This window comes from Cytobacillus sp. C11.1 (genome assembly GCF_058145115.1).
Genome location: NZ_CM176935.1, coordinates 2,965,968 through 2,982,702 on the forward strand (window position 1 = coordinate 2,965,968; position 16,735 = coordinate 2,982,702).

Here is a 16,735-nt window from a genome sequence, read left to right on the forward strand (position 1 = left end):
TTAATCCGCAAAAAAATAAATATTTATTAAAGGAGAATCCAAGATGGCAGAAGAAACAGAAAAGGTAAGCAATGTTAAAAAAGCAGATATTGGGGATACAATCAGTATTACAAGCGGTGCGGAAAAAGGCAAAAAGGGCAAGGTAGTTGTTGTGCGCGATAACTCTGTCATTGTGGATTTAGGGATGAATCCCAAGAAGGATGAACCAATAAAAACAGTCATCAGTCATAAAAGGTATAAGGTGGTTAAATAACTTGGAAGGAGTGCTTCTCCACGGTGAAATCTCAAAAGTACCCGAAAGGATCATCTGCTTCAATTCCGCCGGAGGTCCGAGAAAAAATTATCCAAGCGGACCGCGATGAAAAAGCGAAGCGGATGACAAAACGGCCACAATAATAAGATATCCATGATAGTTCTCAGGAGCTATCATGGATTTTTCTATTAAGCAATGTAAAGATCATTTGTGATTATTGCTTCCTGTAATTGGAGCGTAGGGCGCGATTCTTCTTTGCTCCATCCGGTGTTAATTTAAGGAACCTTATTCTAAGTCCTGCGGGAAACGCGGGTCAAAGGGAGACCCCGCAAGTTTTCACGACGAGGAGCGTCGGACCAGCCGCGGTTCACTGACCGCCGGGAGGGGAAATCCCCTCCAAATTTTACACAGCCTTGTTTATAATAAAGTGCATGAAGCTAAATTGTCGGAAGCGGTGGTCAAGATGTTATATGCGATTGTTCTATTTATTACTGCCGGTCTTGCAGAGATTGGCGGAGGCTATATGATTTGGCAGTGGATTAGAGAAGGAAAGCCATATTATTGGGGAATAGGTGGAGGAATCATTCTGGCCCTTTATGGTGTTATTGCTGCTTTCCAGGCCTTTCCTTCATTTGGCAGAGTGTATGCAGCGTATGGAGGCGTTTTTATTGTCCTATCCATTTTATGGGGATGGGGCATTGATAAAAAAACGCCGGATTTCTATGATTGGCTGGGAGCAGGAATTTGCCTTATAGGAGCTTCGATTATTTTATTTGCACCGCGCCAGTAATGTGAGCCCGGTCTTAAGTACCTCTACCGTACTTGGGATCGGGCTTCTTTATGTTTTAGGTTAACTGAGCCGGGTACGAATAGATAAAGGCGCTTAAAAATCTTAACATTGTATCTTACTTGAAAATAGATTCTGTTTTTAAATGACTGGGATGGAGGTAGTTTGATGGATCGCATTGATAATAGGCACAAACCGAGTAAAAATGAGCAGGACTTGAAAAGGTCAACCGGTACACATGGAATGGTGGCATCAGCTGTTCATGAGGCAACTGAGATTGGTGCCAAGGTATTAAGGCAGGGCGGAAATGCGATGGATGCGCTTGCTGCGGTTCAATTTGCACTGGGTGTCGTAGAATTATTCAACACTGGCATTGGAGCAAGCGGATTTATTGTTTACTATGACCAGCAAACAAAAAAGACCAGTGTCATAAACGGACACTCACAGACACCTGCAGGAGCAGAAAAAGAACAGTTTTTAGATGAAGAAGGAGAAGTCATTCCATACTTTCAGCAGTCCATTGATGCAAAGTCAGTAGGTATTCCAGGGATTATGAAGGCAATGGATGTAGGGCTTAAAGAGTTTGGGACAAAGCCTCTGGCTGAACTGATTGAGCCGGCTGCAGCTCTCGCAGAGAAAGGCTTTAGAGTGAACTGGCAATGGGATGAAGTGATCGAAATGCTTCATCTCCGATTGGGAGATGAAGCGAAGAAGCTGTTTATGCCGGAAGGAGTTCCTTTGGTGGAAGGAGACTGGGTGGAGAGCAAAGACCTTGCAAAGACACTGCGAATCCTGCAGCAGCATGGTATTGATGCTCTTTATGAGGGCGAGATCGCTGATGCAATCATTGATACACTGAAAAAGCAGGGCGGTATTATGACGAAAGAAGATCTGAAAAACTACCAGGCTCCGATTGAAGAGGCAATTATGGGAACTTACAGAGGATATGAGATTGCAGTTCCGGGACCTCCAAATGGCGGCGGAATTGCTCTGCTGCAGCTATTAGGCATTCTTGAAGGATTTGAGCTAGAGAAATATAGTCCTTCTTCTTGGGAAAAGTATTATTTACTTGCAGAAGCTATGAGACTCGCTTTCTCTGATAAGCTGGCTTATATGTCAGATCCAAATTTTGCGGAGATTCCAGTTGAAGGCCTTCTTAATAAGGATTATATAAAGGAAAGGCGAAAAAAGATTGACTGGATTTCCAGAAATCCGGAAATTGACTGCGGCAACCCATGGAAGTACCAGGGCAGCGATCGCCCTAAAGGGCAAGTAAAGGTATTTCAGACTGGTAAGGATACGACACATTTTACAGTGGTAGACAAATGGGGGAACGTTGCTGCCTGCACGTCCTCGAATGAGCATATTATGGGATCAGGCATTATGGTTCCTGGATATGGATTTTTGCTGAATAATGATTTGACGGATTTTACACCGGAACCGGACCATATCAATAGCCTGGCACCAAAAAAGCAGCCGGTCAGTGCCAAGGTACCAACAATCGTATTCAAAGATGGTAAGCCTTTAATAACGCTGGGGTCGCCTGGAGGGCCGACCATCGTTGCATCAGTGGCTCAGGTGATTACCCATATTCTTGACTATGGCATGGATATTAAAGATGCAATTGAAGAACCAAGGATTTACAACAGTATGGGTCCTAATATTTGGTCTGAGGAAGGCATAGGCCAAAAGGAAATTGACAAGCTTCGTGAAATGGGATTTGAGTTTGACGATACTGAGAGGCCAATTGGTAATGTCCAGGCGATATTGATGGATCACCACAAAGGAATGCTGCTTGGTGCGGCAGATTCAAGCAGGCCGGGATCAGCGATTGGAATTAATGAAAGGTAAGCCTTTTGGGCAGCAATTTTTAAAAAAAGGAGTGATTTCATTGAAACAATATGAAGCCTATCTGGAAGACAAAATGCCTGAAATGATGGATTTGCTGGAGGAGCTGGTGAACATCGACAGCGGCTCATATGATAAAGAGGGTGTGGATAAGGTTGGATCTGTTTTAAGAAAAGAATTTGAAGAACTGGGCATGGATGTCCTCGTGCACCGTGAAGCTGAATACGGAAATCATTTAGAGATAAAAGCAGAAAAGGGCAGTGATCCGAAAATTATCATTATCGCTCATATGGATACCGTATTCCCCGAAGGTGAAGCCGAAAAGCGGCCATTCAAAATCATCGGGGATAAAGCATACGGACCAGGCGTCAGTGATGAAAAGGGGAGCCACGTATCGGTTTTATATGCCTTAAAGGTATTAAAGGATAACGGTTCAGATGCATATAAAAATGTACATCTGATTTTTAACAGTGATGAAGAAATTGGCTCAAGGAAGTCAAAAGCAATCATTAAAGAAGCTTCAGAAGGAAAACAATTCTCCCTTGTAGTCGAATCCGGAAGGCCGGACGATGGGGTTGTAACAGAAAGAAAGGGAATAGGGAGATTTATATTTGATGTAAAAGGCAAGAGCGCCCATGCAGGGGTTGAACCTGAAAGGGGAAGAAGCGCCATTGATGAATTGGCTCATAAAGTGGTTAAGCTTCATGACCTGAATGACTATGAGAAGGGTTTGTCCGTGAATGTGGGTCTAATTGACGGAGGAATTTCTTCCAATACTGTTGCCCCTGATGCACAAGCACAGGTAGATGTTAGAGTAAAGAGCATGGAACAGGCAAAGGATATTACAACAAAAATTACAGAAATTGCTGAAGAGGAAGAAGTTCAGGGAACGGAAACCAGCCTATCCGGAAAAATTGGAAGGCCACCAATGGAAAAGGTAGAAGGAACGGACAAGCTTCTGGCGGAAATTAAAGCAGCGGGTGAAGAATTGGGCATGTCGATTAGGGAAGTAAGCACCGGCGGCGGATCGGATGCAGCCTATACTTCAACCGAAGGCGTGCCAACTGTTGACGGTATGGGACCTCTAGGAGAGTTTTCCCACAGTGAAACAGATGAATATATTGATTTAGAAACCTTTCCAAAACGCACGGCACTACTGGCGAGAACGATAGAGAGGCTGAGCAGAGCTGTGAATTGATATTTAACTGCCTGGCCACATAGGGGCTGGGCGGTTTTTTATTGATTTTATATTTTATGAAGACGAAATAGCGGAGGCGGGAGGAAAAATGGTCGGCATAGAGGGATTATGAGGACAAAAAGTGATCAAAGGAGGAAGAATGGTCGCCATAGAGGCTTCATGAGGACGAAAAAGGGTTCAAAGGAGGAAGAATGGTCGCCATAGAGGCTTCATGAGGACGAAAAAGGGTTCAAAGGAGGAAGAATGGTCGCCATAGAGGCTTCATGAAGACGAAAAAGTGATCAAAGGAGGGAAAATGGTCGTCATAAAGGGTTCATGAGGACGAAAAAGTGATCAAAGGAGGAAGAATGGTCGCCATAGAGGCTTCATGAGGACGAAAAAATGATCAAAGGAGGGAAAATGGTCGTCATAAAGGGTTCATGAGGACGAAAAAGTGATCAAAGGAGGAAGAATGGTCGACATAGAGGCTTCATGAGGACGAAAAAGGGTTCAAAGGAGGAAGGATGGTCGTCATAGAGGCTTCATGAGGACGAAAAAGTGTTCAAAGGAGGAAGGATGGTCGTCATAGAGGCTCCATGAGGACGAAAAAGTGATCAAAGGAGGAAGGATGGTCGCCATAGAGGGTTTATGAGGACGAAAAAGTGATCAAAGGAGGAAGGATGGTCGCCATAGAGGGGTTTATGAGGACGAAAAAGGGTTCAAAGGAAGAAGAAAGTTCATCATAGAGAGTTTTATGAGGACAAAAAAGGATTAAATGAAGGAAGAGTGGTCGATAGAAGCTCTATTAGCTGTTAAGGATTCACTTTAGAAAACAATTAGAGGCAAAGAACCAAAATAAAAAACCAACGTCAACAAAAAAGCCCAGCAATAGCTGAGCTCCACTGCATTAAGCACTATGATTTATACCTCTAACCTTTTTCTGCTTCCCTACGGAATATATTAGAACCAAAATGCTTGTAGTAATCAGCGTACCATGGAAATCCAAACCATTTTCGGCAGAGATAAAGCTTCCAATAAAACGGGGGCAACCACAAATCCGAGAGCAAATCCTAATGATTTCAGAAGCATTCCGACGCCAAAGATTCTCCCTCTAATATGATTATCCGTTTTCTGAAGAATGGTCGCATGCAGGGTGGTGAAGCAGGCATCAAAAATTCCAGTTAAGAAGGCAAACGGCAGTATGATCCATAAGCTAATATTGGAAAAAAAAGTAATAAAGCCGGCTGACATAAGCATTGCTGTTATGAAGCATGCGTAGTAAAGTTTGCTGCCTTGCAGACTTTTCAGCTTTGGCAGGATCATGGTTGCGAGTACGGAGCCTATTCCCCAAACACCCCAAATTAATCCATAGTAAAAGCTTTGTTTGCTGTTATCGATATTCTCTGCGAGTAAAGGGATTCCTAAATTATGGGAAGCGCCTGCAAACGCACCAACAAGGAAAACAATATTAACAAGCAGGAGCATTGGGGCCAAAAGTATAAAAGAATAAACCTCTTTCAGGTCTCTCTCAATGCCGAAAAGTTTTTCTTTAATACCGTAGGATAGGACTTTAGTTTTTTCTATAGGGCTCGAGGTTTGCCAATTCATTTTGATTAATACAAGCGCGGAAATAACATAGGTTGCTGCATCTATGATTAGGGTGACCTGGTAGCCGAGAAAATCGGTAATCACCCCAGCTCCGATAAAACCAAACACCAGGCTGATTGATGTTAACCTCGAAATCAGGGCATTTGTCTCAAGTACTTTATCCTGGCCGAAAATCTGCGGGATTTCAGCACTATAGCTAACCGTAAAAAAGCTGCTGGTCAAACCGATTAAGAAACACACAATGAGAATCATAATCGGATTTGGAAAGGGGATTAAGGTAAGGATGATTACAGCCCGAAAAACATCCGTCCAAATCATAATTTTTCTGCGGTCAAAGCGGTCTGCAAGCACCCCTGAAATCAAACTGGATAAAACGCCGCCCAGCGTACGGAAAGCCATCGTCGCAGCCAGCCAGGCCGAGCTTCCAGTCGCTACATACATAAGAACATTAATAGCAATCAAATCCATGAACGTTCCCAAGTCAGAAAAAGCTTTTACATATAGAAAAATTTTGCGGTTCATAGTGTCTCCCTTAATCATGTTGTATGTATTCTGCTTTATTTTAAAGATTTTGAATTTGATTCGCAATACGAAATTTCGGAAAATGGAGTTTTCCAACGGCATTTTTGATAAATCGGGTGTATTTTTGCAGAATTAAGGGGTTTTTGAGCATTTTTACTGAAAAATGTTCAAATTTTAATGATTTTTTCTGCAAAAAGCTCTAATTAAAAGGCTCTGTTAAATTTGCCTGTTGATTTCCGCTGCAGGCACTCCCTTTCCGCGGGCGGTCCGGGAGCCTCCTCGTCGCTTTGCTCCTGCGGGGACTCCCTTTGATCCGCACTCCCGCAGGACTATGAATAAGCTTCCCTGAATAAACACCGCACGAAGGAAATGCGAATGCATTTTCGAGGATCTCGTGCCTTCCGCTCCAATCAACAGGGTATTAAAAACAACAATTAGCTTTAACAGAGCCAATTAAAAAGTAATTGCCTCTTGTTTCTTTTGAGAACACAACATATCGTCAAGTTTACCAATTTTATCATCAGCTTCGACCATATATCATCAACTTCGGCCATATATCATCAACTAGGCAGAATATATCATCAACAAGGCAAAGCTGCTAATGCGGATGAGCAGCCAATTCTTCACTATAAAATGATAAAGGAAAAATACGTCCTTTTATTGAAATAAAAGATAGTAGAGAGCGATAAAGAAGGTGGCCAAATGAATATATTAATTGATTTCTTGCAGGCGGAAGATTGGGAAGATGCTCGGGCAATCTATCTGGAAGGTATAGCTACCGGACATGCAACTTTTCAAAAGGATGCTCCTTCCTGGGTAGAGTGGGATGAGGGACATTCCCGGAATTGCCGGTTGGCTGCCCGTTCAGAAGGAAAAGTGTTAGGCTGGGCAGCCTTAAGTCCCGTTTCAAGCCGGTGTGTTTATGAAGGGGTTGCAGAAGTAAGTGTGTATGTAAAACAAGAGAGCAAAGGAAAAGGAATTGGCCGTTTGCTTTTAAAAACCCTAATTAGTGAAAGTGAACGAAGTGGATATTGGACATTACAAGCTGGAATTTTTCCCGAAAATGCTGCCAGTCTTCAATTACACAAGAAATGTGGTTTTCGCGAAATCGGAAGGCGGGAGCGCATAGGCAAAATGGATGGTGTCTGGCGGGACACAATCCTGCTGGAAAGAAGAAGTAATGTAGTTGGAATTGAATAATTGGATGATAGTGAATTGCAAAAAGGGAAGCTAGCCATCGAAGATCTAGTGAGTAGATTGGTCCATGTCGAATGGTTTTTTAATAGGGTAAGGAAAACATCCTATATAAATAAAATCTTTGAATTAACTAAACATCAGCTCCAATGCTTTACGGATTTGAGCAGAAGGAAAGTGATCCTTTAAAGCCTTGGTTACTTATTAGGCGGTTTACAGAAAAAAAGGTACTAATTCGTTTAAGATGAGGAGAATTGTCTTGATGGCATACTATGGGGAGCTTTGTACCAAAATTTATAAGTAATCTGATATTGTCGAGAAGCATAGAGAAGCATAGAGAAGCATAAAATAATCGAGTATATAATCTCACAGGCTCGTATTTTTCGCAAAAAAAATGAGTTTAGGTTCATAATGATGGACAGCCCTATTCAGCAGAAAATGTTTCTTCTCTTCGGACAGGCCAAAAAATCAGTCTGGATGTGACTGATTTAAATAAAGATATTCCCTTCTATCATAAAATAGAAAATATAAAAGTATTAAAAGAACCTGACTGCGCTTTCCTGGACAAGAAATTGTTTTACTGATGACTATAATTGCATTTTACTGTAATGTTCATTAAACACTTTAAAAAGCCTTTCGTCTCCGCCGCGATCGGGATGGAGGGCTTTTAGCAATTTCTTAAATTCTTTTTTGATTAATTGCTCATCGGTTTCAGTGTTTAAGCCCAAAAGCTCGGCAGGGTGTAAGTCTGAGTCGGAAATAGCATGTTGTTTATGTATCATTTTCTTTAAGGAGCGCACCTTAGATTCCTCGATATTTATACGGGTCTGCAGGATTTCGATTTGACCTTTAAGGTTTTTAACTTCCTGAAGGATGCATTCCAATTGCCGCTGATGCCCTTCGGCTTGTTTTTGGATAATGAAATCAGTAAGATCTTTTATTTTAATTTTGTAGGCTGTTTTCCTTCTCTGATTGCGTTCCGCCTTGATTTTTCCTTCCTCAATCCAGCGTACGACTTCCTGGTCACTGGCAGAAATGCCAGCACCCTTTAATTGTTGGGCAGCTTCCGTTACATTCAGCATCTATTTTCACTCTCTTTTTGGATAATCTCAGGTTACAAGGGTATTGCAGTCAGAATTATCATACCACTGATTTATTTCAGAAAAAGAACAGAAATATGACAGAGTATTAAAGTCTTTTTACTGCGTAACAACTTTGTTTCAAGTTCTTACAGTTATTGGATACATGAGTAGTTCTTTAAGAAACTGGTATTAAAGAGATAAGTGAAAATATTTAATTGGAGGGTTGGATATGAAAAAATCAGCGATGGGTCTTGTGTTAGGTTCACTGGTTTCTGCTGGCGGCGTTGCATTGGCTGCCTCAACTTATAGAAAGAAACTGAATGATAATGGTGAAGTGCTAGAGGATTCAAATATGAGAAACAGTGAAAAAATTGACAAAATAGAAAGTGTGGATGCCGATAAAGTTCCTGAAGAAAAAGGGCTTACTCAATATGATTCCGCTTTAAGAGCAGAATGGGTTGCTAACGGTTTTTCGCAGACGCATTTAGACTTGGAAGAAGCGAAGAGACAAAAGATGTAAGGAAGTTTCCTGAGTTCAGGCTGCCAAGTTGGCGGCTTTTTGTTTGCAAGAAAGGATAAAGACAATCATTCCATAGTACCATCTGTTAACACTATGGAATGATTATTATATTCCTTAAAATAACCACTGCCTATTTGGCAAGGAAAAGGGAGTGGTTATTTATTTAATTGGGCGTTCCAGCGTTAAGATTTCATCTTCCATTGCTGCATATTGCTGCTCAACTACATGTTTTGCATCAGCAACAGCAGCATTGTAGAAGTGCGGTGCGAGTGCTTCTTTAGCAAAATCCAAGACTCTTTCCGCACTAAATTCCGATATTTCTTCCCCTCTTTCTTGAGAAAAAAAGGTTTGAATATCCGAAATCATTTTTTGCTGCTGTTCTTTTGTAAGTTTTATAAACAAAAAAATCCATCCTCTCAAACTGTGATACATGTTACTATACATCCGAAATCCCTAAAAAAACAGGCTGGTTTTCAATGAATTTATATGTACAATCAGGAGCCAGCAACTAGACCAGAATGTTCTTGACTATAAGCAGAGTTTTCTTCGGTAAACAATAAAAAACAGAACGACTAAACAAAAACAATTGAACCTATTAACGGCAGGAATCTGCCGTTTTTTTATTCTCTTACATTAGTATCAGGTCATATGCAAAAGAATAAATGTCAGTTTATGGGCAAATAATAACAAAAAAATGTTGGGATGGTGTGTTTTGGGTTTTGTTCTTTTGGTTTTTCTGGCTTGGCTTTTCATCCTATTGTATACAGTGATGAATAAGAAGCTTACCTTTATGGAAAATACCTTCGTTTATCTGGTGACGCTGGTCATAAATATTAATTATACATGGATTGTATATGAAGAGCTGAATATGGCTGATATCTCCGAACAGGCGTTGAATAATAGCGCATTTTTACTTCATCGGAGCATAACCCTTCCTGTAGTGGTCGTTATTACTTTGAATCTTTATCGGACAGCCAATGGTTTTGGTTCTAAATTAGTAAAAACCTTTCTGTCTGTATTATTTCTTGTGATTGCCATTTACATAGCCCGCTATTTTGAAGTTGTGGATTATAAAAAATGGAAGATGATATATGAGGTTATTTATTTATTTTTACTTCATTTTGTGGCCTATTACTCCCTGAAATACTTTGAAAGCCTCAAAACAAAAGAGGTGAGGGCATCATGAAATTATGGGAGAGTTTTGACAAAAATGAAATTGTTCTTCTCTTGATGCTTGTGGCAGCCTATTTGGCGTATTTTCTGGTAATCAGAAAACCAGACCGGCTCGCTCCTCAAATTAGAATACTAAGTTTACTTTGGGGCCTTTCGATTGGGGTACTATATGATTTTACAATAGGTGGGGGACAGACTGATTTCTATAAGGTAAATGATTTAAACAATTATGAAGTTACAGATGTGATTTACTATGTCTTATTTGCTCCTTTTGGCTATTTCTTTTTTTATCTGTATGAACGGCTTAAGATTAATAAAAAAACATTTATTATTTACGTACTGATTTGGGCTTTATTAGGCGTAGCGATTCAGTGGGTCTTAACGAAGGCAGGAATAATAACTCTGCAAGGCGGTTACAGGCTAGCACACTCATTCCCGATCTTTTTGCTCACCCAAACGGTAACGGGAATTTATATTCAGCTTTTAAAAGCAAAAGAGCAGCTTCGGGCGGTGGAATAACATCAGAGGGCGGTCGAGGGTGTCTCGGCCGCTATTTTATCTTAAAAGCTGTGTTAAGCTACTGATGGAGCCAATAGCTGGGGTGCCAACTTAAAGCAGGTAATGGTCAAAAGTTGAGATTGCTCCTATACTTTCACCAGGATTAGCAAGTATGGTATCTTTCCACACGGAGGAGGCTTTCCGTTTCTGTTAAGGAAATGGAACTGTACTCCATTTGCATGAAAAGGATGTTTCATAACCCTTTACTAGATAAAAAACAAACAGAACCAAATGAACAGGCTACAGTTTGATCTGTTCATTTTTTATTTGGAATCTATTATCATACATCCCAAATATGGAGATTTAATGGATTTCAAAAGATTGTTAGACTTTTTGAAAATATATTTGTCCAAGTGAAAAAAATCACTTTTGCATTATCTTTAAATTATTATGATTTCCTTAAAATCAAAAAGGAGGATCATATATGCATAAAGTAAAAAAAAGTATTTTTGTTGTTCTTTTAATGTTAGGAGTGATACTGGCTGGATGCAATTCAGAGAGTAATGCTCGGAATGAGGAAAGTAGTAAAGAGGAACCTTTATCCGAAGCTGAAGATAAAGAACAGCAAGAAGATGAAAATGCAGAAGTGGCTGATGAGAAGACAGCTGGTCAATATTATTACACCGCAAACGAAGGAGGCAGCATCTCTAAAATTGATGCAGCTACCAATTCGATTGTTTCCACATTAGAAGTAGAAGGCTCCGTTCATAATGTGCAGGTATCACCAGATGGAAAAATGATTGGGGCAACGGTTGTGCCGAGTATGGCAGGACATGGCGGAGGTGATGATGGCCATGGAGAAGAAATGGAAATGAGTGCAAAAGCGCTTTTTTACAGCATTGAGAGCGATGAATTAGTCCAGGAGGTAGAAGTCGGAAATCACCCTGCCCATATTGTTTTTACTGAGGATGGGAGGTACGCTGCCGTAACCAACAATGAAGACAATAATGTGAGTGTCATTGATATGGCAAGCTTTAAGGTGGTTAATACAATAGAGACAGGGAAAGGGCCACATGGATTCAGAATTTCAGCAGATAGTAAGAGAGCTTATATTGCAAACATGGGTGAAGACACAATCAGTGTTGTTAACCTTGAAACCATGAAGGAAGAAAAGCGAATCACAGTGGGAACAGCTCCTGTTACTACGGGTGTCACTTCTGATGGAAAAACACTGGTTGCTACTTTAAATGGAGAAAATGCTCTCGCTGTTGTTGACTTGGCTACTGATAAGGTAGAAAAAATCCCCGTTGGTGCTGGGCCTGCACAAGTATACATTGATGAGAATGATCAGTTTGCCTATGTTGCTAACCAAGGAACAGAAGAAGCTCCTTCCAACAGTGTTACAGTAACTGATCTTGCTACAAAGAAAGCTATAGCGGAAATTGAAACCGGAAAAGGATCGCATGGAGTTGTAACAAGTCCGGACAATAAAAGGGTGTATGTTACGAATATGTTTGAAGACACGGTCAGCATCATCGATAAAGAGTGGAATAAGGTAATTGAAACTATTGAAGTAAAAGGAGTACCGAATGGAATTAGCATTACAAATTAACTGAACTACCTAAGTGCAAGAAGTCTCCTACACATATGCGGCTTTACATATCTCACCTGATACCTTGCGTTAACCTTAGCGGCCTCATTGGAGCATTCGCACCTGTGGAATCTCACAATGACAGGGTGCTCCTGCAAAAGTTGAGTCCGCTGTGCTTTAATCAATCAAAATAAGCTTTAACACAATCATTTTAAACAAAACTGTCACCCATTAATAAAGTGGAAAATAAAAAAGCCATCCACATGGATGACAGGAAAGACGATTGAATACCAACTTTACTCTTTCTTATTTAGACTTTTGGCTAGTTAAATTCATCTTTTGGTTTTCAGCTGCTTTCTGGCGCTCAGCATCTTTTTTAAATGCTTCCATCGCCTTGTAGCAGAGGTAATTCACTGCATCCACCTCCCGATATTTTGGATTAGTTATTCTAATGTATTCCCAGTGATGGATGGTTAAAACTTAAATGAAGAAATTTCCTGCAGGGGTTTGTCTATTTTAGGGGCAAGTGAAACTATTTTACTGTTCATTCGTATCTTTAGCAGAAGAGATTTACAGTAAATGGTTTCTTAAAGGGGGATTGGCATGAAACATTCAGTGGACATTACCCAGTGTCCAAAGTGTGCTGCAAAGGAATTGGGAAGAGGAAAACATGCTGGATACGCAGCGATTTATCCAATTAATAAGATGAGCTTGGGTTCAGAGGTTGAACATATCATTTGCACAGAATGCGGATTTATTATCGAAAGCTATGTAAAAAAACCGGAAAAATTTAAAGGGACTATTTTTTAGATATTCAAAAACGCTCAGAGCCATGCCCCTGAGCGTTCTTATACCAGCTTACCAAATATCCCCGCGCTCTTTTTTTAGAGCCTTCATTTTCTCGACCCATTCGTCGACTCGCTGTTTTATTTCAGCACTCTTTGTATTGGCTTTTTCCCGATTTTTTTCATGAAGATCAAAATAGAGGTCTTTCATTTGTTCGCTTCGTTCATAGCCCCAGTCACGCAGTTCCGATTCTTGATCTTCTGTAATCCAGCCTTTTTCGGACATGATAGAAACGGCATCGAGGATACGGTGTGCCTCGCGTCTGCCAATCGTAAACAATTGGCGGGGAAAAACTTCGCCTTTATCATACTCCTCCATCATCTCCCAGCCATCAGGTGCCATTGTAAAGGCCCAAGCAAGATCCAGCGCTGATGGCAGCCATTCATATTGAATAGTATTTTTCAGTTCTTCAGGATTATCAGCTTTAAAATATTCGCCATTGCCCGCTTCAGCTACCGCTTTTAATTGGTCCTCGGTTTTGCCATCTACGTCAAATCCAATAATATTTACAGTATTGCTGCTGTTGTTTTGAATAAGGTCCTTACTTGCCTGGACAGGATCTCCGTCGCATGTTTCTGCACCGTCACTGACAATATAGATGGTGGTTGCGCCATCATAGCCGCTGCTCATTTCTGCCGCTTTTTGGATGGCACCGGCGAGTGGAGTCCAGCCTTTGCTTTCAAAAGAATCAACGGCTTCATGAAATTCTTTTTTGGAATATTGTCCCATTGGATAGACTTCTTCTACTCCTGAACAGGAAATTTCCTTCTCAGCATCCGCTTCAGACCCTTTGTGGCCATAAACAACGAGGGAAACGTCACTGCTCTGTCCGATGGTTTGAGCAAAGCTTTTTACAGCATCTTTGGCAATATCCATTTTGATTTGGCCGCCGGTTTGAAGCAGCATGCTGGAGCTGGCATCGAGCAGGATAATGGCCTTTTCCGCCGCTTCTTTTTCTTCGCCGCCTTCTGATTTAGTTGGATCGGGAAGGTAAGGCTCTTCAAAAGCAGGTTCATAAGCATTCGCTTTTTCGAGCACCTCTTTATAATGAGGGCTGGCAAGAAGGGAAACGAGACCTTTCTTGATTGCTTCCACATCTTTGGTTTCTCTCGTTAATTTTTCAAGCTCGGGGGACATTTTGCTTTTCAGTTCAGAGTCTGTTTCAGGTGTATTAAAGCCGCTGTCTTCAATGTCCTTTTCATATGATAAACCTTCCATCAGCGTTCCTGCCGGTATGTCCTGCAATACCTCCTCGGTTACTTCCAAACTTATATTTTCTGAATCTGTTAAAATCTTTTCCTGTTTTTCTTCCTGTTTCTCCTTTTCCTTTGCAGATGTTTTAGCTGTCACTTCCTCTTTGTCACTGCTGCATGCTGAGAGAACCATTGCCGCAAGCAACAGCATCAATAGAGCATATCGTTTCACAAAAATCCTCCTCAATGCTAATCACTTATCTATGTTGTCGGCAGCTTGCCTAATTATAGAGTTTAACATGGCAGCGTAGAAGTTTGAAGTATTTACCATCTGTGTGTGAAAAAAGGATTTTTTTCCAGCTGGTGGATGATAATTTTGGTATAGTTGTTATTAAGCAAACTCAACTATATGTGGAGAGGAAGGATATTTTGCGAAGCGGATTTCCGAAACTAGAAACAAAAAGGCTAATTTTAAGAGAAGTTACAACAGCGGATGCTAATGATATGCTGGTCTATCTGTCAGATATAGAAGTTGTCAAACATATGGGGATCGTGCCTTGCCAAACGATTGAACAGGTCAATGAAGAAATCGGATGGTATAAATCCATTTATGAACAAGGCACTGGAATTAGATGGGGAATTGCACTCAAGGAATCCGGAAAGATAATTGGCAGCTGCGGTTTTCTTAATAGGGCAGCCAAACATTATCGCAGTGAAATTGGATATGAATTGAGCAAAGAAGAATGGGGGAAAGGATTTGCCAGCGAAGCATTGGCAGCAGTTGTTAAGTATGGCTTTCAGTACCTTGAATTGGAGAGAATTGAGGCGCTGGTCGAACCTGCCAATCTTCCATCTCAAAAACTAGTGGAAAGACAGGGTTTTAAAAGAGAGGGCCTGCTGCGGCATTATGAATATACATGCGGCAAATTTGATGATTTGTACATGTACTCCGTCATTAAGGGAGATATCACATGAAGATAAAGAGATTTGTAAAAGTATTATGTTAACTTAATGTAGGTTAATAATCCACCTTTACATAATAGGAGGGGGAATCACCCCTCCGCATGCATATTTAAATTAGTCCTGGTTCTTTTAGTTTTTTCCTTTGTCAAAGTGAAGAAGGCGATAAAGCCAATGAATGAAGTGACAAATAAAATAGTTCCCATTGGGACTGCGGTTGTTTCATCAATGCTGACAAGAGGAGAGACGGCAGAACCGAGCACTAAAGGCAGCATACCGATTACTGCGCTTGCGCTTCCAGCACGATGTCCCTGATTTTTCATAGCCAGTGTGAAGGAGCTTGTAATGATCATCCCCATAGAAGTCATGTAAATGAAAATGGGAATGACCAGCATGAACAGCGGTCCCTTGATAATCGTCATAACCAAAAGGACAGAGGTGGCACTAACAGCGATACAGACTGCTGTTCGAAGCAGGCTCCTTTCCGGGATAATTCCGGCAAAGCGGCCAATAAGGAAGCTCCCCGTAATTATAGCCAAGCCATTTATGCCAAACAGAATACTGAATACCTGTGGCGAAACTCCGTAAATCCCCTGATAGACAAAAGGTGTTCCGGAAACATAAGCAAAGCTTCCACCGTGGATAAATCCTACAATTAAAGCATAGCCAATGAAAGAACGGTCCTTGAATAAGCCACCCATACTCCTAACTGAATTCCCGATCGAGCTTGGAACCCGCTTTTCCTGCGGAAGGGTTTCTTTTAAGCGCAAGGAGATCACGATCGTAATAAAAACCCCAAGCAAACCTAGAAAATAGAATATGGTTTCCCAGCTGGCGAACGGCAGAAGCAAAAGCGCCCCGCCTGTCATCGGCGCAATCATAGGAGCTGTGGCATTGATAACCATCAGCAACGCAAAAAATTTCGTCAGTTCTTTCCCGGTGAACACATCGCGGACAACTGCACGGGAAAGGACAATCCCGGCTGAAGCGGTTAAGCCCTGAAGAAAGCGGGCAGCAATAAAGGCCGTAATATTTGGTGCAATCGCACATACAAGTGATGATAGAGCAAAAAGCGAAATCCCAATTAAAAGCGGCTTCCTTCTTCCATGTGAATCACTAAGCGGTCCAACAATAACCTGTCCAATAGCAAGTCCGATCAAACACGCCGTTAAACTCAGCTGAACAAGTGAGGCACGCGCACTCAAATCCTCCGAAATATCCGGAAAGCTCGGCAAATACATATCTATATTGAACGGACCCAGAATTCCGAGCATACTGAGGAGAAAAGCCAGGGCAAGCCGTTCTTTTCCTGTTGGATTTTGAAGCATATGTCAAACACCTTTCTTTCTGTAAAACTGCTAATCTTTTACATAAATATGGCTAGTATACGCCAGGGGAGGGAGGATGTCCAGCAGCGAATCTTGAGAATTGTTCGTGTATACAGCCGAAATACTTCAATCACGAGAAAAGACACCGGTATATG

The 16,735-nt window shown here is 41.3% G+C and carries 16 protein-coding genes; 11 read left to right on the forward strand and 5 right to left on the reverse strand.

Annotated elements, in window-relative coordinates; all coding sequences use genetic code 11:
* Nucleotides 1–43: 43 nt before the first annotated feature.
* The 4 genes from AC3ZVC_RS14785 to AC3ZVC_RS14800 all read left to right on the forward strand — a co-directional run bounded on the left by AC3ZVC_RS14785 (nucleotide 44) and on the right by AC3ZVC_RS14800 (nucleotide 4,086).
* Entirely contained in the window at nucleotides 44–253 is a 210-nt protein-coding gene (locus tag AC3ZVC_RS14785) for a DUF2187 family protein (RefSeq protein ID WP_214724332.1), read from the forward strand.
* A 463-nt stretch (nucleotides 254–716) separates the two neighbouring features.
* A complete protein-coding gene (locus tag AC3ZVC_RS14790; RefSeq protein ID WP_490063986.1) occupies nucleotides 717–1,043 on the forward strand; it encodes a YnfA family protein in 327 nt (108 codons plus the stop codon).
* A 165-nt stretch (nucleotides 1,044–1,208) separates the two neighbouring features.
* Complete coding sequence (gene ggt, locus AC3ZVC_RS14795) at nucleotides 1,209–2,891, forward strand: gamma-glutamyltransferase (protein ID WP_490063987.1); 1,683 nt, start codon at nucleotides 1,209–1,211, stop codon at nucleotides 2,889–2,891.
* A 40-nt stretch (nucleotides 2,892–2,931) separates the two neighbouring features.
* Nucleotides 2,932–4,086, forward strand: coding sequence for a M20 family metallopeptidase (locus tag AC3ZVC_RS14800; RefSeq protein ID WP_490063988.1), 1,155 nt, complete (start codon nucleotides 2,932–2,934; stop codon nucleotides 4,084–4,086).
* Nucleotides 4,087–5,049: 963 nt separating this feature from the next.
* Here the strand turns inward: AC3ZVC_RS14800 and AC3ZVC_RS14805 are convergent.
* On the reverse strand, nucleotides 5,050–6,195 hold the full coding sequence (locus AC3ZVC_RS14805; protein WP_490063989.1) for an MFS transporter: 1,146 nt from the start codon (nucleotides 6,193–6,195) through the stop codon (nucleotides 5,050–5,052).
* Nucleotides 6,196–6,897: 702 nt separating this feature from the next.
* On the opposite strand from AC3ZVC_RS14805, the gene AC3ZVC_RS14810 reads away from it, so the two are divergent.
* Nucleotides 6,898–7,395, forward strand: coding sequence for a GNAT family N-acetyltransferase (locus AC3ZVC_RS14810; protein WP_490063990.1), 498 nt, complete (start codon nucleotides 6,898–6,900; stop codon nucleotides 7,393–7,395).
* A gap of 581 nt (nucleotides 7,396–7,976) precedes the next feature.
* On the opposite strand, the gene AC3ZVC_RS14815 is transcribed toward AC3ZVC_RS14810, so the two are convergent.
* Nucleotides 7,977–8,471, reverse strand: a complete 495-nt coding sequence (locus AC3ZVC_RS14815; RefSeq protein ID WP_490063991.1) for a MerR family transcriptional regulator — start codon at nucleotides 8,469–8,471, stop codon at nucleotides 7,977–7,979.
* Between the two features lie 229 nt (nucleotides 8,472–8,700).
* On the opposite strand from AC3ZVC_RS14815, the gene AC3ZVC_RS14820 reads away from it, so the two are divergent.
* Nucleotides 8,701–8,991, forward strand: a complete 291-nt coding sequence (locus AC3ZVC_RS14820) for a hypothetical protein (RefSeq protein ID WP_490063992.1) — start codon at nucleotides 8,701–8,703, stop codon at nucleotides 8,989–8,991.
* Nucleotides 8,992–9,150: 159 nt separating this feature from the next.
* Here AC3ZVC_RS14820 and AC3ZVC_RS14825 read toward each other — a convergent pair whose 3' ends face one another.
* The gene (locus tag AC3ZVC_RS14825; protein WP_490063993.1) at nucleotides 9,151–9,393 is read right to left on the reverse strand and encodes a DUF2164 domain-containing protein; all 243 of its coding nucleotides are present in this window, start codon (nucleotides 9,391–9,393) and stop codon (nucleotides 9,151–9,153) included.
* A gap of 310 nt (nucleotides 9,394–9,703) precedes the next feature.
* On the opposite strand from AC3ZVC_RS14825, the gene AC3ZVC_RS14830 reads away from it, so the two are divergent.
* From AC3ZVC_RS14830 to AC3ZVC_RS14845, 4 genes are all read left to right on the forward strand, one after another.
* Nucleotides 9,704–10,177 (forward strand): hypothetical protein, encoded by a 474-nt coding sequence (locus AC3ZVC_RS14830; protein ID WP_490063995.1) that lies wholly within the window; start codon nucleotides 9,704–9,706, stop codon nucleotides 10,175–10,177.
* Nucleotides 10,174–10,683: a hypothetical protein gene (locus AC3ZVC_RS14835; protein ID WP_490063996.1), complete on the forward strand. Its 510-nt coding sequence runs from the start codon at nucleotides 10,174–10,176 to the stop codon at nucleotides 10,681–10,683. Before AC3ZVC_RS14830 ends, AC3ZVC_RS14835 begins: the two co-directional genes overlap by 4 nt.
* 463 nt (nucleotides 10,684–11,146) lie before the next feature.
* Nucleotides 11,147–12,274 (forward strand): YVTN family beta-propeller repeat protein, encoded by a 1,128-nt coding sequence (locus AC3ZVC_RS14840; RefSeq protein ID WP_490063997.1) that lies wholly within the window; start codon nucleotides 11,147–11,149, stop codon nucleotides 12,272–12,274.
* A gap of 582 nt (nucleotides 12,275–12,856) precedes the next feature.
* Complete coding sequence (locus AC3ZVC_RS14845) at nucleotides 12,857–13,063, forward strand: transcription initiation factor TFIIIB (protein ID WP_490063998.1); 207 nt, start codon at nucleotides 12,857–12,859, stop codon at nucleotides 13,061–13,063.
* Nucleotides 13,064–13,111: 48 nt separating this feature from the next.
* Here AC3ZVC_RS14845 and AC3ZVC_RS14850 read toward each other — a convergent pair whose 3' ends face one another.
* Nucleotides 13,112–14,524 (reverse strand): vWA domain-containing protein, encoded by a 1,413-nt coding sequence (locus AC3ZVC_RS14850; RefSeq protein ID WP_490063999.1) that lies wholly within the window; start codon nucleotides 14,522–14,524, stop codon nucleotides 13,112–13,114.
* 197 nt (nucleotides 14,525–14,721) lie between these two features.
* Here AC3ZVC_RS14850 and AC3ZVC_RS14855 point away from each other — a divergent pair, with 197 nt between their 5' ends.
* Nucleotides 14,722–15,267: a GNAT family N-acetyltransferase gene (locus AC3ZVC_RS14855; protein WP_490064000.1), complete on the forward strand. Its 546-nt coding sequence runs from the start codon at nucleotides 14,722–14,724 to the stop codon at nucleotides 15,265–15,267.
* A 77-nt stretch (nucleotides 15,268–15,344) separates the two neighbouring features.
* Here the strand turns inward: AC3ZVC_RS14855 and AC3ZVC_RS14860 are convergent, their stop codons facing one another.
* Nucleotides 15,345–16,580, reverse strand: coding sequence for a Bcr/CflA family efflux MFS transporter (locus AC3ZVC_RS14860; RefSeq protein ID WP_490064001.1), 1,236 nt, complete (start codon nucleotides 16,578–16,580; stop codon nucleotides 15,345–15,347).
* Nucleotides 16,581–16,735 lie beyond the last annotated feature (155 nt).